Raw genomic sequence first — 18,767 nt, 5'->3', positions numbered from 1 at the left:
ATATAATTGGGGACTTAAATGGCATTTGCTTTTCAAAAAGGAGATGCCATTGCTTTTGTGTTGCACAAGCTTTTTCACCTAGTTTAGAGTCTCATGCAAACAAGGCAGAAGTTGTCCTATGTATTAAATGAGCAAAAGGAGGGGCTACAGGAGCCCCTCGTCGGCTAGTGAGTAATAGCCCTCGCTGGTGAGGATGAGGTGGTCCAGCACGGCGATATCCAATAGCTCCCCGCCCTGCTTGATCTTTTTGGTCAGCTGCAGGTCTGCCTGGCTGGGGTGAGGTTGCCCGAGGGGTGGTTGTGGCAGAGGATGACGCCCGAGGCGCAGGCCTTGAGGGCGGCCACGAAGACGAGTTTATGGTCGGCGACGGTGCCGGTCACGCCGCCGGTGGAGAGCTCCTAGACGCCCAGCACGCTGTTGGCCCGGTTTAGGAGCAGGACTTTGAACTGCTCTATAAACTCCAGCTTGCTTAAGTCCCAGCTTTCCTTGAGGATCCTGTAGGAGTCAGCAGAGCAGGTGACCTGCGGTCTTTGGCTGGGCTTTATGCGGTTGCGGTAGGAGAGCTTGACTTCGGCTACACGGGTAGTGGCGGATCTGAGTGTCTTTTCCATAATCATCTTTCTTTTGAGTGTGTGGAATTGATTATGGTGCCCCCGCCGCCTTCGGCGCCGGAGGAAGGGCAAGGTGGAGGCGGAGAAAATGCGGAGGGTCCGCCCTAGGTGGATACCCATTTTGTCTGCACGACCTTGCTCCCGTGTCCGGCCCTGAAGGCTAGCTTTGCCCCAGAATGAAAGACTGGGGAATATGTCTTTTAAATGGCTCGGAAGGGGAGATGCGCCTCCTCTGGCTCTTCTTTCCAAAGTACATGCAGCTCCCGTCCCGATGCTCCCCACAGCCATGTTGGCCCCTATTTCACCAAACCACACGAACCAAATCACCTGGAACAGCAAGTTGATTTTTGTAAATGGCGCAAACTATTTCACAGCTGAGACGCCCCAGTATATCTGGTTCAGGCAACTTTGCCTTCATAAGGCAGCAAGCAACAAGCTTGGCCCCGCACTCCGCTTGGGGTTTAACAACCGGGAGCTGAACAAAGGGCCGGGGTGGAAGGAAGTTTGTGGCTTTAAGAATGCGGCGGCAAAACAAAAAAATCGAAATGCTGCTGACATTCCGTTGTCACTGGGGGACTATAGCTTTGTGGTAATAATATGTTTCACTAAAAGCACAAAGTATGGACACGAGAGTAAAAACAACCGAAGTCATCACTTCTGCCCAGTTACTCGAGCACTGGCAAGGACACAGGCGCCTGACACGCCGCGTAATCGAGGCCTTTCCTGAGCAGGAGCTTTACACCTATTCACTTGGCGGCATGCGGCCGTTCGGGGATATGGTGCAGGAGCTGCTGGCCATCGCGGTGCCGGGCATCCGGCAGGTGGCCGGAGAGCCGGTCGAAGAGCTGAACGAGCAGCTGGAGCAGGCAAAGACCAAGGCCGGCATGCTGGCCCTGTGGGATGAGGCCACTACCGAACTCGACCGCTACTGGGGGCAAATCCCACAGGAGCGGTTTCAGGAGCGGATCCTGGCCTTCGGGGAGTACGAGGGAACGGTGTGGTCCACTATCTTTTACTTTATCGACAACGAGATCCACCACCGCGCGCAGGGGTATGTGTACTTGCGGACGCTGGGACTGGAACCGCCTCAATTCTGGGACAGGTAAAGTGTAAGTGACAAGGTATGAAAACAGTACTGGTATTCAGAACATCGGTCACTACCTGCCGCAAAGCCCGGCAGGTGGAGCCTATGCTGGACAGCCTGATGGGCAGCGGGGAGTCATGGAATTTCGACCTGGAGGATTGCGATCATATCCTCCGGGTCGAAGCCTTTTCGCTCCAGGCTTCAGTGATCATCAGCAGCCTGCGCCAGGCAGGGTATGCCTGTGAGGAGTTGGAGGATTAAGGAAGGTGTCGGCTTAGAGGTTGGCTCTGGCCTTCTCGAGCAGCTCGAGCACCCGCTCCCGGAAGCTTTCAGGCCCCACGATCTCGGCGCAGTCGGCAAACATGAGGTACCAGCGGGGCAAGCCGTCCCGTAAATCGGTGGCCATAAACCTCATCTCTACCTTATCGCCCACGACTTGCTCGGATACAAAGCCATAGTACTTCCGCCCGTTGCTGATGTAGCTGGCGGCCTCTTTATCTACGCGTATGGTCACCAGGGTGGTGGCCGGAGGCGGGGCTGGCTTACGATGGTCAGCCAGGGCACCGTGTTCCCTGGTGAAGGGCTGTTGGGTGAGCCGGATCCGCATCATGCGGTCGGTGCGGAACTGGCGGTAAGCGGCCCGTAAGTGGCAGTACGCCAGTACGTACCAGTGGTTGCTCTCATGAAAAAGGCCCACCGGTTCAATGGTGCGGTCTGTCAACTCATCTGCATAGGGGGCCTGATACTGCAGGGTGACCTGCTTTTTCCCGGCGATGCTGTCGAGGAGCACGTTCAGCGCATCCGGGGTATGCTCGTTGAACAGCTCTTGTGTCGTATTCACCCACACCTGCGCCTGCAGGGCGGCCACCCGCTCCTTGGTGTGGCTCTTGAGTACGGATTTTATTTTGTACATCGCTGCCTCGTAGTGGGCGCCGAGGGCCCTGTCACTGAATTTCTGCATCAGTTTTTCGGCGGCAACGAAACTGGCGGCCTCCTCCGGCGTGAAGAGCACAGGCGGTAGGCGGTAGCCCTCCACCAGCGCATAGCCCACGCCGGCCTCCCCGGTGATGGGGACACCTGCCGCCTCCAGCGAACGCACGTCCCTGTAAATGGTGCGCAGACTCACTTCAAAGCGGTCTGCCAGCTCCTGCGCCTTGACCACGTGTCCGGACTGCAGGTGGATCAGGATTGCCACAATGCGATCAAAACGGTTGAGGATGTCTTTTTTCATAGCGCCACCAGTTTGTATCAAAAGTAGCGCGAAACCGGCAACGGGTCAAGTAAAGAAAGGCATATGGGGAAATCGATTCCAGCCACGGCATTGGTGCCCTGGTTTAACTGCAGCACCAGGAATTGCTCAGCGCTTTCCTGGTGCTGCCATTGTATCTATGCTGTGGATATGTGGAAAACTTACGTGTAGTTTTCCACATATCCACAGTGGGCTTACCAATTAGTAGCCTTTCGTGAAGAGGCGCGAAGCAAATTGCCCTGCTGCTGAAGGAAATCCATTATGCTGCACCTACACTAGTGACAGGTATCTTATTCATCGTGCAGGTAGCTCTACCAGCCTCATATTATCAAGCAGCTGCTTTTAAAAGACTCTACTACTTGAACTAAACAGGTTAAGCTATACGGGCTGCAGTGTATGATAAGGGGCCCATCTATCTTGCATGACAATTGCATTAAGTAACCTGTAGCATGTGCCTGACCACCCATGAGTGTACCTGGTGATCCTTTGGGTAAGGGAAAATCCAAGTTGCCGCTCTTTGAATAGGACGTGTTTTTAATTCTTTTTATATTTTTATAGCAGTGAGTACTTGCTTAATATATTTTATATAAACATATTGGCTGCATATACTTATAAATCAAAGAGATTAAAACTATATATAGTGCTTTTGCGTTAAATGAAAGAGTAAGTACTTGCTTATGTAAAGGTGCTTAAAGGCATGGAAAGCACTCAAGAGCGACAGCTGCATGTACTTGTCTTCAGTTAAAATTCAATTATCCAATAGCACTGATGGTGGCCAAGATGAATTGAGTCAAAGCGCCCTTCGCTTAGTTATTTCATGTTGCCTTTACTGCTTGGGAAGGCAGGAGCAGGGTAATACAAACTTGGGAATAAATAGATTTTCTAGCTATATGTATTTTTCTAATTAACTACTTATCCTATGGAACTATTAGACCGAATTGATGCTACATCCTCCATTCCCAAGTACCTGCAAGTGGTCAATGCTGTTATTTCTGATATAGAAGACGGTGTTTTGAAACGAGGCCAGCGGGTTCCTTCCATCAATGAAACAAGCGAGATGTACTATCTTTCGCGCGATACGATAGAGAAGGCTTATAGGGAACTGCGCAAAAGGGGCGTGATCAATTCGGTGAAAGGCAAGGGCTGCTACATCTCCGACACCTTCAAGGTGGATAAGATGAAAGTGCTGTTGCTTTTTAATAAACTAAGTGTTTACAAAAAGGCGGTCTATTATGCCATGCTACAGGCACTCGGGGATGAGGCTGTCGTTGATTTACACATACATCATTTTAACGGTAAAATTTGTGAAAACCTTATAGAGGAGAGCCTAGGGAAATACAACTACTACGTAATTATGCCTCACTTCAGTGAGCATTCAGACAAAGCCTTGGAGGCCATCAAGAAAATACCGGAAGAGAAACTTGTCTTGCTGGATAAGGACATGAAGGGGTACAACGGAGAGTGCGCGGCGATTTACCAGGATTTTGAGCGGGATATCCGAAATGCCCTACAGTCTGGCAAGGACCTGCTTTGCAAGTACAGCAACTTAACCCTGGTCTACCCTAAGGAAGTGATTTACCCGGTAGAGATCGTGAAGGGGTTCCAGACTTTCTGCAAGCTGAATGCTTTTGAGCACAACATCATCCGCGAGGTACACGAGGAGCAAATTTCAGAGAAAACAGCCTATGTCGTACTGGAAGAGTCGGATCTGACTGAGTTGATCAAGCGTAGCCGGGCTCAGGGGCTTGTGCTGGGGCAAGACTTTGGGATCGTCTCATATAACGATACCCCTTTGAAAGAAGTCCTGGCAGATGGGATAACCGTCATCTCCACAGAGCATGAGAAAATGGGAGAGACCGCTGCCTACATGATGAAGCACAAAATGCGCGAAAAGATCCGTAACCCATTCGTACTTATCCGTCGGAACTCCTTGTAGGGCACCACAGGGCAAAGAGCGGTGCCGTGGCTGAAAGCAGCCGCGGCACCGCTCTTTATTTTTTCAGCCAAACCTAAACAGGGCGCTTGAGTACATCCCATCCAGCGCTTTGCCGCCGCTTTTTCAACCGCAACAGGACATAGCAGGATAGCAGGCTGGTTTTAAATCGCTATCTTAGAAAAGCTAAAATGATTTTTAATCCGGCATCTCCCCCTGCGCCCTAGGAGGCCCTGTGACAGGGGCAAGGCAGGTAGGGGTTGAAGAGATGCATGAAGGAAGCGATGAAGCGCATGGTCAACTGTAAACAGCTCTGTACAATTTTTATCTTGCTGGCGTCCTGTCAGTCCCAGTATACTTCTACAAAAGGCACGCCTTCATTTGCGGCCGAAACGCTTGCCCCGGAGGCTGCCGTAACAAAGGATAAACTAAGTATGGAGCGCCCGCTTCGGTACAAACCTCAGGGCGGCGACTTTGTGATCGAGAACGGTGCAAGGCGCTTTAACAGGGCGCTGTACGGCACCAACTCCGGATTTCGGGTAGAGGCCGGCGACCTGCCGGAGTTCCTGATGTACATGCCGCGGAAAGGCGGTAACCTCAAGCTAGGCATCGCGACGGAGAAAGGAAGCAAGTGGCTCATCGAGGCGGATTACATCAAGGCTATTTACCGCCCAGGCACCATGCTTTACGAGATCAAGGACCCGCTGCTGGACCAGGGGCAACTGCACATACAGGTGATGGCCATGGCCGACGCGGAAGGCATGCTGGTATCGCTGGAGAAAACACCGGGGACGCCGGATTTTGAGCTTATCTGGGCCTACGGGGGAGCCAGCGGGCACCGGCCCTCCCGCGATGGCGACATTGGGGCAGATCCCGAGGAAGGCTTTTACCTGCACCCGGAGCATTGCCAGGGCAATACGATCACCCTGCGTGACAATACCTTTCGCTTAGACTATAAGGAGAAAAACAAAGCAGCCCAGATCTACGGCGTTGTTTCTCCAGGCTCATCCTTGAAAACAGGCGATGCGCAAAAGCAGGACGCACCAAATTCCTTGCTGGCCTCGGCTGGCGCAGCGCTTCCCCTGGTGGTAGGAAGCGAGCGCCTCTCAGGAAGCCAGAAAGTATACTTTGGCCTGCAGAACGGCCACAGCGCTGAACTGAAGACCTATCAGGAGCTACCCCAGGCCTTTGCGGAGGCGGAGGCGGCGCGAAAAAAAGTAGCTAGCCAGGTGAAGCTCCACACACCAGACCCTTACCTGAATACCCTCGGGGGCGCCTTAAGCATTGCCGCAGACGCGATCTGGGATGGCAAGAGCTATGTGCATGGGGCCATTGCCTGGCGTATGCCGCTCAACGGCTGGCGCGGCGCTTATGTGGCCGATGCGCTGGGCTGGCACGAGCGGGCGCGCACGCATTTCCGGGGCTACAGCGAGGCGCAGGTTACCTCCCCGGCAAGCGGGCCCGTGGTGCCCGACGAAGAGCGTAACTGGGCCCGGCAGACAGAAGAGCTGGGCATCTCGCTCTACACCAACGGCTATATCTCCCGCAACCCCGGCAGCAAAAAAGTGGCGCACCACTACGACATGAACATGGTGTTCATCGACGAGCTTTTGCGCCACTTCCTGTGGACAGGCGACACGGCCTACATCAAAGAGGCCTGGCCGATGCTGGAGCGCCACCTGGCTTGGGAAAAGCGAAACTTTGATACTGATGATGACGGGCTCTACGACGCCTATGCCAGCTTCTGGGCAAGCGATGCGGTGCAGTACAGCGGGGGCGGCGTCACGCACTCTTCTGCCTACCATTACTTCTCAAACAAAACGGCAGCCAGGCTGGCCAGCCTCATCGGCAAAGACCCGGAGCCCTTCCAGGAGGAAGCGGCAAAAATCAAAAGTGCGCTAGAGGCCAACATGTGGATGCCGGGCAAAGGCTGGTACGCCGAGTACAAGGACTTGCTGGGGCGAAAAGGATTGCATACCTCGGCTGCCCTCTGGACAGTCTACCATACCCTCGATTCGGAGGTGCCTGACCCGTTTCAGGCCTACCAGATGCTGCGCTACGTGGACACGCAAATCCCGCACATTCCTATCCGAAACACGCACCTGCCCAATGAGGACCTGGTTACCCTGACCACCACCAGCTGGATGCCTTATACCTGGTCGGTAAACAACGTGGCCCTGGCCGAGGTGGCGCATACGGCGCTGGCTTACTGGCAGGCTGGCAACACGGAAAAAGGAAACAGGTTGCTGCGCAGCGCGCTGATGGAAAGCATGTACATGGGTTCGAGCCCGGGTAATTTGCAGCAGCTTTCCTACTACGACCACTACCGCGGCGAGCTTTACCGCGATTTTGCCGATGGCATCGGCATCAGTTCCCGCGCTTTGGTGGAGGGGATGTTCGGCCTCGTGCCCGACATGTTGGCTGGCGAGTTGCTCGTGCGCCCGGGCCTGCCTTCGGACTGGAACTTTGCCTCCCTCGAAACACCGGACATCAGCTATGATTTCCGCCGGGAGGATAGCCAGGAAACCTACCGCATCACCCCAAGGCTGGGCAAGAAGCTAAAACTAAAATTCAGGGCAGCAGCCCTGCGTGCAGAAGTGGCCTCCGTGCGGGTTAACGGCAAAGAGGTAAAGTGGACGAACTATACCAATGCCGTTGGCAAACCGCAAATAAGCATCGCGCCCGAGTTGGCCGAAACGTATGAAGTGGTGATCACCTGGAAAGGAGAGGAGCTGGCAAAGCCAACCTATAGCGCCGTAGCGGCCCAAGAGGCGGAGCAAAGCATCGATTTCGGAAAGCTGGAACTGCTCGAATGGAAAGACCCGCAAAACATTGTCCTGAGCTCCTTGAGGAGCGGGAGCCAAGCAAAAGTCAAGGTGGCAGGCCAGGAAGGACACCATACCTTCTTTGCCAAAGTCAGGCAGGGCGACCTGAGCTGGTGGCAGCCCATCGATGTAGAGATCCGAAAACCCTTCCAAATTCTTGCACGCCATGACCAAGCTGATGATCAGGTTAAATTTGTACTTCAGAATAATACTTCTACTGATTTCGAGAGAAGCGTAACCATCAGAACCGGCGACTACACTAAGAAGGTAGACCTGCGGGTGGCGCCTTACAGCGCGTCTGCCCCTGTCACCATTCCGGCAGCGCACCTTTTGTTGGGTACGAATAGAGTCGAGGTAAGCACGAGAGAGGGCTTGATCGCCTCAGAAGACATCACAAGTTGGAACCTGCCGCTTCCGGAAAAAGCCAAGGGAAAGACTTTGGAGGCCGTGGACCTTGCCGGTCACTACAATGATAAGGTAACGCAGATTTTCAGGAACAGGTACGCCTCGCCACGGCCAAGCTCGGCAACGCTGCAGTTGCCTTTGCAGGGCATAGGCAACTGGTGCTATCCCTTCGTGACAGCGGAGATAGACGACGCTGGCCTGCGTGCCAAAGCGGGTGCGGAGGGCAAGCTGGACTTAGGCAATGGCCTTGCTTTCAGCACAACGGGTCCCGGCAGCGGGAATAACATCATCTTTACGAGCCAGTGGGATAACTACCCGCAGGAAGTTTCGGTGCCCCTGGAGGGCAGCGCCAGCCACGTCTATTTTTTAATGGCAGGCTCCACCAACCCGATGCAGTCGCGCTTCGATAATGGAGAAGTGTTGGTGCAGTATACCGATGGTTCTGAGGAGAGGCTGGTGCTGCGCAACCCGGAGACCTGGTGGCCGATTGAGCAGGATTACTACCTGAACGACTACTCCTTCCGCATCGCCAAACCCAAGCCGATCCGGGTCCACCTGAAGACAGGGGAGGTGCTGCAGGACTTTGCCTACTCCGACATCAAAGGCTTTGCCTACAACAGCTACATCCCCGGCGGCGCGGCAACCGTGCTGGACCTGCCGCTCAACCCGGAAAAACAGCTCCAATCGCTGCAGGTGCGGGCGCTGGCTAATGATGTGGTCATCGGGCTGATGGGGGTGACACTGTTGCGGGATGCGCAAAGCCTGACCTTTAAAACAGGGGACAGTAACCGCTAAGCAAGGATGATAAAGCACAAGAAAGACAGAACGGCAGGCGGCAAGCGCCTGGAAAGTGAAAGCAGGTTTTCTGTCAGGCGGTGCCTTGCTTTTTTGCTCGTGCTGCAGCTCTTGGGTATAGGCCAGGCTCCTGCTCAATCGAAGGAAATCCAGTACCTCTCCGGCACTGATAAGGACCACACCAAAACTTGGGATTTTTTCTGCACGAAAGGCCGAAAAAGTGGCTACTGGACAACAATCGAGGTGCCTTCCTGTTGGGAGCAGCAAGGCTTTGGCACCTACAACTACGGCCGCGACTACAAAACCTACGGCAAGAACTTCCGCTTCGCCGATGAGCAAGGCCTCTACAAACACCGGTTCCAGGTCCCGGCCACCTGGCAGGAGAAGGAAGTATACCTGGTGTTTGAGGGGGCGATGACCGATGCCGAAGTCAAGGTAAACGGGCAGCTGGCGGGGCCGACGCACCAGGGGGCTTTCTACCGCTTTAAGTATAACATCACGGGTAAGCTGCAGTTCAGTAAGCCAAACCTCTTGGAGGTAACGGTGAGCAAAATGTCGGCGGACAAGTCAGTCAACAACGCTGAGCGTTTGGCGGACTACTGGATCTTCGGCGGCATTTTCCGGCCGGTATACCTGGAGGCAGTCCCCCGGGAGCACATCACCTGGACGGCCATTGACGCGAAAGCGGACGGCGCTTTCGCCATGAACGTGCACCTGCGCGGCATCCAGCGGAAACTCAATCTAGTGGCCCGCATTCAGGATGCCAGCGGAAAGATAGTGGCAAGCGCCACAGCCTCGGCAAGCCCAGCAGACACGCTCGTGCAGCTGCAAACAAAGGTGAAAAAGCCCGGGCAGTGGACCTCTGAAACCCCCAACCTCTACACCGTGCAAGTTTTCTTGCAGGACGGGTCGCGGGAAGTATACCGTACCTCCGAAAAGTTTGGGTTCCGAACGGTGGAGATCCGGAAGGGCGAGGGCATCTACGTGAACGGCACGAAGGTGAAAATGAAGGGCGTGAACCGGCACAGCTGGTGGCCAGAGAGCGGGCGCACCCTGAGCGATGCGGTGCATTTGCTCGACATCCGGCTGATGAAACAGATGAACATGAATGCTGTGCGCATGGCGCATTACCCGCCCGACAAACGCTTCCTGGAGCTGTGCGATTCGCTGGGCCTTTATGTACTGGATGAGCTGGCAGGCTGGCAGAACGCCTACAGCACCGAGGCGGGCCGTAAGCTGGTGCGGGAGATGGTGATGCGGGATGCGAACCACCCCTCGGTTATTTTCTGGAGCAACGGCAACGAAGGCGGACACAACAAAGCGCTTGACGATGATTTCGGCAAGTATGACCTTTCCGGGCGCCCTGTCATCCACGCCCACCACCGCCCGGGCAATGCCTTCAACGGCATCGACTGCAACCACTACGAAGATTATTACAGCACGCAAAAAATCCTGCAGGAAGGCAATATCTACATGCCCACCGAGTTTCTGCACAGCCAGGACGATGGCGGTGGCGGAGCCGGATTGGCCGATCTGTGGGAGCTGCATTGGAACTCCCCTCGGTCAGGGGGCGGCTTTCTGTGGGCTTTCTCAGATGAGGGGCTCGTGCGAACGGACTTTAACGGGAGGATAGACGTGAACGGCGTGAACGCGCCGGACGGGCTGGTGGGGCCGCACCGCGAGAAGGAGGGAAGCTTTTACGCTGTACGGGCCATTTTCTCCCCCGTAAAAATTGCGCAGCAGGAGCTTACAGCCACTTTCAAAGGCGAACTGCCGCTCGAGAACCGCTACCATTTCACCAACCTGAAAGACTGCCGGTTTGAGTGGGAGCTGGTCAAGTATAAAAAGCCGGAGGATCAGTTCACAGGCTATACCCTTGCGGCAACAGGCAGGGCCAGCTCCCCAGGCATCGCGCCCGGTAAAAAAGGAACCCTGAAGCTAGACCTGCCCAAAGACTGGCGAAACTATGATGCGCTGTTGCTCACGGCCTATGACCCCTTTGAAAAACAGGTCTACAAGTGGTCGTGGCAAGTAAAGCCGAATGAGGCCTTGCTGCAACAGGTGCTGCGCTTTACCGATACGGCAACTTTCAAGGCAATGGAAGAGGACACGCTCATCACCCTGACAGGTGGGCAGGTGACCGTCAAGCTAGACAAGCGCACCGGCCAAATCGCGGAAGTGCACAACGCGGCCAGCGGGAAGCTTTCTTTCAAGGACGGTCCTGTGCTTGTTGCCGGGGAAGCTGCCGTGCAAAGCATCCGGCAGTATGGCGAAGCGGACGGCCAGGTGGTGGAGGTGCGCTACAGCGGCGAGCTGCAGTATGCTAAGTGGAAAATGTTCGGCAGTGGTTGGCTCAGTTTGGAGTATACCTATACTTTGCAGGGGGAGTATCCTTTCACGGGCATCAGCTTTACTTACCCGGAAAGCTTTGTGCTGAGCGCCAAGTGGCTGGGCAACGGGCCGTTCCGCGTCTGGAAAAACAGGATGATGGGCGGCTACTACAACGTGTGGGAAAACCTCTACAACAACACCCAAACCGGCAGCGCTCCTTGGATTTTCCCGGAGTTTAAGGGCTACTTCTCCGATATTACCTGGCTGCAGCTCAGCACAGTGGAGGGCAAATTTACCGTGGCCAGCAAAGAGGAGGACTTGTTTGTGCGCCTCTTTGATTTCTATGGCCTGTCCGGGGATCGCCCGCATCCAGCGCTGCCCAAGGGCAACTTTTCGCTCCTCGACAGGATTCCCCCTATCGGCACCAAGCTGGCACTGAACATCAATGCCAACACGCCTGTACTTGGGCCAACCAGTGAACTGAACAAAGTAAACGGCCCCACCAAGCGGACGCTATACTTCTATTTCGGCCTGCCTAAACCACAGGAGAGCCAGGAAGAGCAGTATGTAAGGCCGGTAGTGGATGAGCTGTTTTGATAAAAATTAGTAATGTAAGGACATCATCAGGCAAGTATAAGCAAGATACCCATGCAACAAGTGGTTTTTAAAATGAAGCTCAAGCCGGGCTTTGAGGAGGAGTACCAAAAGCGGCACCAGGCGATCTGGCCTGAGCTGGCGCAAGCGCTGAAAAGTGCCGGCATCAGCGATTATGCCATTTTCCAGGATCCGGAGACAAGCACCTTGTTTGCCGTGCAGAAACGGAGCGGTACCTCCTGTCAGGAGCTGGGAAAAACAGAAATTGTGCAGAAGTGGTGGGCCTTCATGGCCGATATCATGGAAACGCATTCGGACAAGACACCCGTCACGGTGCCCTTGCAAAAAGTGTTTTATTTAGCGTAGAATTCTAGCACCCCGACCTATGATCCATACCTACAAACTTCTCACCGCGCTTGCACTTTGCGCCCTGATCTTAACTAACTGTAGCCAGCCGCAAGCCACGTCCCAGGCTGTGGAGGCCCCCCACCAGCAAGAGCAAGTATGGCCGGCCCTGCAAAAAGAGCACCGCCCCTGGACGCGCTGGTGGTGGATGGGGAGCGCCGTGGACGAGCAAAACATCAGCCGCTTGCTCGAAGCGTATGCCTCGGTGGGCCTGGGCGGCGTTGAGATTGCGCCAATCTATGGCGCGAAAGGCTATGAGAGTCGCTACATCGATTTTCTCTCGCCTGAGTGGATGCACATGCTCGATTTTACGGTGAAGAAAGCGGGTGAATCAGGAATGGGCGTGGACATGACCCAGGGGACCGGCTGGCCTTATGGTGGTCCGCAGGTCACGCCCGCGTATGCGGCCTCCAAGCTCCTCGTACAAACCTATACCTTGAAAGGCGGGCAACAACTACAGGAAGAGCTGGAAGTACAGGACCCCAAGCAAGGCGACCTGGAGCCGGCGCTTTTAGCCTTAACGGCTTATAGTGATGAGGGGAAAATTCTCAACCTGTTAGACAAGGTAAACGCGGAAGGAAAGCTGAACTGGCGACCTGCCGCAGGCGACTGGACGATTTACGCTGCCTTTAACGGCAAGACGCGGCAGAAGGTAAAACGGGCGGCTCCAGGCGGCGTGGGCTATACCCTGGACCACCTTTCCGGGGATGCCGCCGACGTATACTTTGCCCGCTTCCAAAAGGCCTTTAACGGAGACAAGCATGGCGTAAGGGCCTTCTACAACGATAGCTACGAAGTATACGGGGCGGACTGGTCGGCTGACTTTTTCAACGAGTTCGAAACGCGCAGAGGCTATGACCTGCGCCGCTACCTGCGGGAATTGCTGAGCGAGGAAGCGTCTGAAACCGTGGCCCGCCTCAAAGCGGATTACCGGCAGACCATGAGCGAAATGCTCCTCGAGAACTTCACCAGGCGCTGGTCTGGGTGGGCGCACGGGCAGGGCAGCATCACCAAAAACCAGGCCCACGGCTCCCCGGGTAATTTGCTCGATTTGTACGCTGCTGTGGATATTCCCGAAGTGGAGACCTTTGGCTCCAGCTATTTCCCCATCCCCGGGCTGCGCCGCGACAGCGCCGACATCCGAAACGTGGACCCGGACCCGATCATGCTCAAGTTTGGCTCTTCGGCGGCGCACGTCACGGGCAAAAAGCTTACCTCCTGCGAGACCTTTACCTGGCTCGGAGAGCACTTTAAAACGTCCTTTTCACAGATGAAGCCGGAGGTGGAGCAGGTGTTTTTGGCTGGCGTAAACCATGTCTTCTACCACGGCGTGACCTACTCGCCGGAGGATGTGCCCTGGCCGGGCTGGCTGTTCTACGCCTCGCTTAACCTGACGCCTGCCAACAGCCTCTGGCCGCACTTCAGCGGCATCAATAATTACATCGCCCGCTGCCAATCCATCCTGCAGACCGGGAAATCTGATAACGAAGTGCTCGTTTACTGGCCGGTGCACGATGTGTGGAACGATGCAGAGGGGAGGCTGCGCATGCTGACAGTGCACGGCATCGACAAGTGGCTGCACCCGACGCCTTTCTACGAGCAGGTCAAGCAGCTGACCGGGCAGGGCTACTCGCTGGATTTTGTCTCGGACGCCTTGTTAAGCGGGGCGAAAGGCCAAGGGGGCAGGATCAGCACATCGCCTGCAGCGGCTCCTTACCAGGTGCTGGTGATCCCGCAAACAGACTTTATGCCGCCCGCTACCCTGGAACATGCCTTGCGGCTGGCCCGGGAAGGAGCCACGGTGGTGCTGGAGGAGTTGCCAAGCGATGTGCCGGGCCTGAGCCAGCTGGAACCCAAAAAGGAAAAGCTGCAGCAACTAACGCGGTCGCTGCAGTTTACAGACAGGGGCGATGGGATCAAGCAAGCTGCAACAGGAAAGGGGCAGGTCCTGTTGGCAAAGGATGTGCAGCGCGCGCTGGCCTTTGCCAATATCCACCGCGAGGCCCTAACCGATACAGGGCTTAAGTTTATCCGTCGGCAAACTGAAGGCGGCAAGTATTACTACCTGGTCAACCATACAGCCAAGGCAATCGACCAGGTTATTCCCCTGAACATGAAAGCCAGCTCGGTCACCATCATGGACCCGCAGAGCACCCAGGCAGGCCTGGCCGCCTTTACAACAGGGCATGACAGAACGCAGGTGCGTGTTCAGTTGCAGCCGGGAGAGGCGCTCATCCTTTGGGCCTCTACAAATGCTAAAGCACCTGTGGCCACTGCATGGGCTTACCTGGAAAAAGCCGGGGCGCCGATAGCCGTGCAGGGCGAGTGGACACTGCGCTTTACAGAAGGAGGCCCCGAGCTCCCGGCCGCGCAAAAGTTAACAGAACTGGTGTCCTGGACTGCGCTGCCTGACCCTAAAGCCACCGCTTTTTCCGGAAGCGGAGCCTATACTGTGACCTTTGAGCTGCCTTCCAGAAAGGCTGCCGAGTACGTACTGGACCTGGGCCAGGTGCACGAGAGCGCGCGGGTATGGGTGAACGGGCAGGAAGTAGGCTTGCTGTGGGGCATCCCGTTCCGGGCAAGGATAGGTGCACACCTGAAGCCGGGCCGCAACACCCTGAAAATAGAGGTGGCCAACCTGATGGCCAACCGCATCCGCGACATGGACCGCAAAGGCATTTCGTGGCGCAACTACCATGAAATCAACTTTGTGAACATCAACTATAAGCCATTCGATGCCTCCGGCTGGCAGCCCATGCCTTCCGGTCTGCTGGGGCCGGTGACGATTACGCCACACAGCACAACCGCAGGGCTGGGGAGGAATCTCTAAGCTTCACTCTCTGCAGTTCCCTTGGAGACAGAGGGACTGCAGGGAATAAAGCCTCAAGAGGGTTTACGCTTGTCTTATTGCCTCTTTTACCGCTATGATGATCCACAACAAAGGAGCTGGGAGTGCCATCATGCTACCTAAGGTGTGGCTATTGCGTCTGCTCGCCAGTCTCACAGTGACAGTTAACAGGACCTTGCCTGCCTGAAGGGCTTTGTCACATCCTTTCCAACACCAGCTATGCCTGGAATGAAAAATGCGTGATCGTCGCACGACTCCCACCATGCCCTTTTCATCCCAGGCCTTAGGACACCTTGCCACTCAAACCGCTGAAGCGTTCGTTTCGATGCACTATCCATAAGCGAAAGAGAAGGTGGCTGGTAAAGCGCCTGGCAAGTGTGAACGTCGCTGTGGCTCAGCAGGATGCAGCAGGATAATTCCCGAAGGTAGATGTGATAGCTTTAGACAGATCGACATAATCGAAATCTGTTCTAAGCAAATCATCTATCGTTATGAAAAGGGAAAAACTACACGTATGGTACATGTTGCTGACCTTACCCCTGTTAGGGGTGGTGCCCGGCAAGGGGCAGGCGAAAGCAGGACCAGCAGCCACATGGCATTCGTCCATGCTCCTGCCCCAGGCTGAGGCAAAGGAAACTGTCTCTGGCCGCGTGACCGGGGAGAATGGAGAGCCTCTGCCCGGGGTGACGGTGCTGGTCAAGGGTACCACCATCGGCACGGCAACTAATGTGGACGGCAGCTTTGCCCTGACAGTCCCGGACAGGAACGCCACGCTGGTCTTCTCCTACGTCGGGTACGTGGCACAGGAGGTCGCGCTCAACAACAGGGCCTCCGTCAGCGTGACGCTCCAGCCGGACAACAAGGCGCTGAAAGAGGTGGTGGTGGTGGGCTATGGCACCCAAAACAAAAGCGATGTAACCGGGGCCCTGTCATCCGTTACCGAAGAGCAAATTCAGGAGGTGCCCGTGCAGAACGCCACGCAGGCCTTGCAGGGGCGTGCCGCTGGCGTGGACATCGCGCAGGGCACCTACCGGCCAGGAGAGATGCCCTCCATCCGGATCCGGGGCAACCGCTCGCTGCTGGCCTCGAACGAGCCGCTGTATGTGGTCGATGGTATTCCGCTTGCCCAGGGCAGCAGCATCAACGACTTTAACCCGCAGGATATCGCTTCCATCGAAATCCTGAAGGATGCCTCGTCCACGGCTATTTATGGAGCCAGAGGAGCCAACGGGGTGGTGCTGATCACGACGAAAAGAGGCCGCCAGGGTGTTACCGATGTTTCTTACCATGGATACGTAAGCTTTGATAGCCCGCTCCGGAAGCTGGACATGTTTGACGGCGGTGAGTTTGCCGAATTCAGGCGGGAGGCCAACCGGGCCATCGACGGCTACTCCACGCTTTACCCCAACCCGGCGGATGACTTCAAGATCTTTAACCAGGACCCGAATATGTGGGAGTCTGTGGCAATGGGCTACGAGTGGGTGGACCTGGAGAATAAGGTTCCGGCCATGCGCCCCACCACACCCGAGGAGAAAGCACTTTATGGGGTAGACGAGATTCCTATCTACAACGGATCAAATGTGCGCACCACCAACTGGCAGGACATGGCGCTCCGTACTGCCGTGACGCAGAATCATGAGGTGAGCATCAGCGGAGGCAATGAGAAGGTCAGGGTTCTGTTCTCAGGTGGCTACCTGGACCAGGAGGGCATACAGCTAGGGCAGGACTATACCCGCTACAATGCCCGGCTGAGCCTTGACTACAAGGTGAACAACTTTATCACGGTCGGGGGCTCCAATAACGTGAGCCTGAGCGAGCAGAACTATGGCGTGAACATGTACGGCAAGGCGGTGGACCAGATCCCGATCGCGGTGCCCTACGATGCCGACGGCAACTTTATTCTCCTGCCTGGCGGGGACATCAACATCGTAAACCCCGTGCTCGACCCGGAGGCCATCGTGAATGAGCGCCGGACAACGCGCTATTTCGGTAGCTTTTATGGAGAGCTGAAGTTCTCAGATGCCCTCAAGTACCGCGTGAACTTCGGCCCCGACTTCCGGCACCGGCGTACCGGCGTGTTCCAGGCCTCGGAGTCTTCCGAACGCCAGGGCGGCACGTCTTATGCGAACAACAGCCAGGAGCAGCGCTTCTCTTATGTGCTGGAAAACCTCTTGTTCTATGATAAAAAGCTCAAAGACCACACCATCGGGCTAACCTTGCTGCAAAGTATACAGAACGACCGGTACGAATCGATCGGCGTGTCAGCCATCGACCTGCCCTACGACAGCCAATTATTCTATAACATCGGGTCTACCAACATCGGCTCGCCCAACGGGTTTGGAAGCAACTATAGTTTGGTCAAGCTCATGTCCTTTATGGGAAGGGCGAACTACAGTTTCAAAGACCGCTACCTCGTAACCCTGACCGGCAGGTATGACGGCTCCTCGGTACTGGCCCCCGGCAATAAATGGGGCTTCTTCCCGTCCGTTGCGCTAGGGTGGAAGATCCTGGAAGAGCCCTTTATGCAGAACGTCAGCATGTTTAACCAGCTGAAGCTGCGCTACAGCTATGGCCTGACGGGCAACTCAGCTGTTGGCCCCTATGCGACGACGGGCACCTTGGGGCGCACGCCTTACTCCTGGGGGGATGATGCCGCTTTCGGTTACCGGCCGGCTACGATCCCCACGCCGGGCCTGGGCTGGGAGAAAACGCGGCAGGCAAACCTGGGGCTTGATTTTGGCATCCTGCAGGGCCGGATCCAGGGAACCGTGGAAGTATACCGCATGAACACAACAGACCTCTTGATGGAGCGTGCCATCCCGACTGCCTCCGGGTTTGACAACGTGTGGGCAAACGTGGGGGCCACCAGAAACTCCGGCATAGAGGCCTCTTTGTCCACAATCAACGTGGAGGCAGGGAACTTTGCCTGGAGCACAGACATCGTGTACTTTAAAAACAAGGAAGAGATTACCGAGCTGTACGGTGGGGCCAACGACGATGTCGGCAACCGCTGGTTTATCGGCAAACCCGTGAACGTGTACTACGACTACCAGTTTGACGGTATCTGGCAAGACACCCCGGAAGATGTGGAGGTATTGACCCGTTACCGCGAAAATGGGGCCAACACCCTGCAGCCAGGCATGATCCGGGTGGCCGATACGAACGGAGACAACAAGTTCAACGCAGACGATTACGTCTACCTGGGCTCCACCGTGCCGGACTGGTCGGGCAGCATCAACAACACCTTCTCTTACAAGGGCCTGAAGCTGTCGGTGCTGGTGTATGCCAGGATCGGGCAGATGGCCAGTGCCAACCACTACCGCGCCACGCTGGCCTCGCTCTCGGGCCGCTTCCCGAACCTGGACGTGAACTACTGGACGCCCCAAAACCCGAGCAACGAGTACCCACAGCCGCGGTTTAACCAGGAGTTCCCGGAGTATTACTCCGCGCTCATGTACCAGGATGCCTCCTTTGTGAAGATCCGCAACATCGCCTTGTCCTATACTTTGCCCACGAACCTGGTCTCCAAGGTAAAGGCCAAGACGATCAACCTGTACTTTAATGCGGTGAATCCTTTCCTGTTCACGGACTTCAACCTCCTGGACCCGGAAGGAGCCAACGGAGGGGACAACCTCAGCGCCAAGAGCTTTGTTTTCGGAACCAGAATAACCCTTTAAGCCAGAACCA

Annotated in this window: 10 protein-coding genes and 1 pseudogene; 8 read left to right on the top strand and 3 right to left on the bottom strand. The window is 55.6% G+C overall.

Translation table 11 applies throughout. From position 1 onward, the window contains the following. Window positions 1-144: 144 nt before the first annotated feature. Both PKOR_RS26035 and PKOR_RS26030 read right to left on the bottom strand, forming a co-directional pair. Window positions 145-386 (bottom strand): annotated as a pseudogene (locus PKOR_RS26035) (JAB domain-containing protein); the annotation flags it as partial. A 12-nt stretch (window positions 387-398) separates the two neighbouring features. Beyond that, complete coding sequence (locus PKOR_RS26030; protein ID WP_338047506.1) at window positions 399-611, bottom strand: hypothetical protein; 213 nt, start codon at window positions 609-611, stop codon at window positions 399-401. A gap of 620 nt (window positions 612-1,231) precedes the next feature. Between PKOR_RS26030 and PKOR_RS23125 the strand changes: the two genes are divergently transcribed. Together PKOR_RS23125 and PKOR_RS23120 are read left to right on the top strand one after the other, a co-directional pair. After that, window positions 1,232-1,717 (top strand): DinB family protein, encoded by a 486-nt coding sequence (locus PKOR_RS23125; protein WP_046313793.1) that lies wholly within the window; start codon window positions 1,232-1,234, stop codon window positions 1,715-1,717. Window positions 1,718-1,734: 17 nt separating this feature from the next. Then, entirely contained in the window at window positions 1,735-1,956 is a 222-nt protein-coding gene (locus PKOR_RS23120; RefSeq protein ID WP_046313791.1) for a hypothetical protein, read from the top strand. 13 nt (window positions 1,957-1,969) lie between these two features. Here the strand turns inward: PKOR_RS23120 and PKOR_RS23115 are convergent, their stop codons facing one another. Further along, entirely contained in the window at window positions 1,970-2,926 is a 957-nt protein-coding gene (locus PKOR_RS23115) for a helix-turn-helix transcriptional regulator (RefSeq protein ID WP_046313789.1), read from the bottom strand. A 937-nt stretch (window positions 2,927-3,863) separates the two neighbouring features. Here PKOR_RS23115 and PKOR_RS23110 point away from each other — a divergent pair. From PKOR_RS23110 to PKOR_RS23085, 6 genes are all read left to right on the top strand, one after another. Continuing rightward, complete coding sequence (locus PKOR_RS23110) at window positions 3,864-4,880, top strand: GntR family transcriptional regulator (protein ID WP_046313787.1); 1,017 nt, start codon at window positions 3,864-3,866, stop codon at window positions 4,878-4,880. Window positions 4,881-5,170: 290 nt separating this feature from the next. After that, window positions 5,171-8,902 (top strand): DUF4450 domain-containing protein, encoded by a 3,732-nt coding sequence (locus PKOR_RS23105; RefSeq protein ID WP_158453821.1) that lies wholly within the window; start codon window positions 5,171-5,173, stop codon window positions 8,900-8,902. A gap of 6 nt (window positions 8,903-8,908) precedes the next feature. Beyond that, window positions 8,909-11,830, top strand: a complete 2,922-nt coding sequence (locus PKOR_RS23100; protein WP_084694897.1) for a glycoside hydrolase family 2 protein — start codon at window positions 8,909-8,911, stop codon at window positions 11,828-11,830. Window positions 11,831-11,881: 51 nt separating this feature from the next. Further along, a complete protein-coding gene (gene rhaM / locus PKOR_RS23095; RefSeq protein ID WP_046313785.1) occupies window positions 11,882-12,193 on the top strand; it encodes an L-rhamnose mutarotase in 312 nt (103 codons plus the stop codon). A gap of 19 nt (window positions 12,194-12,212) precedes the next feature. Then, window positions 12,213-15,062, top strand: coding sequence for a glycosyl hydrolase (locus PKOR_RS23090; RefSeq protein WP_046313782.1), 2,850 nt, complete (start codon window positions 12,213-12,215; stop codon window positions 15,060-15,062). Window positions 15,063-15,571: 509 nt separating this feature from the next. After that, entirely contained in the window at window positions 15,572-18,757 is a 3,186-nt protein-coding gene (locus PKOR_RS23085) for a SusC/RagA family TonB-linked outer membrane protein (protein ID WP_052739068.1), read from the top strand. Window positions 18,758-18,767: the final 10 nt, after the last annotated feature.

The organism is Pontibacter korlensis, assembly GCF_000973725.1.
Taxonomy (GTDB): Bacteria; Bacteroidota; Bacteroidia; order Cytophagales; family Hymenobacteraceae; genus Pontibacter; species Pontibacter korlensis.
Note: the sequence above shows the minus strand (reverse complement) of the source record. Positions and strands in the feature narration are given on the sequence as shown.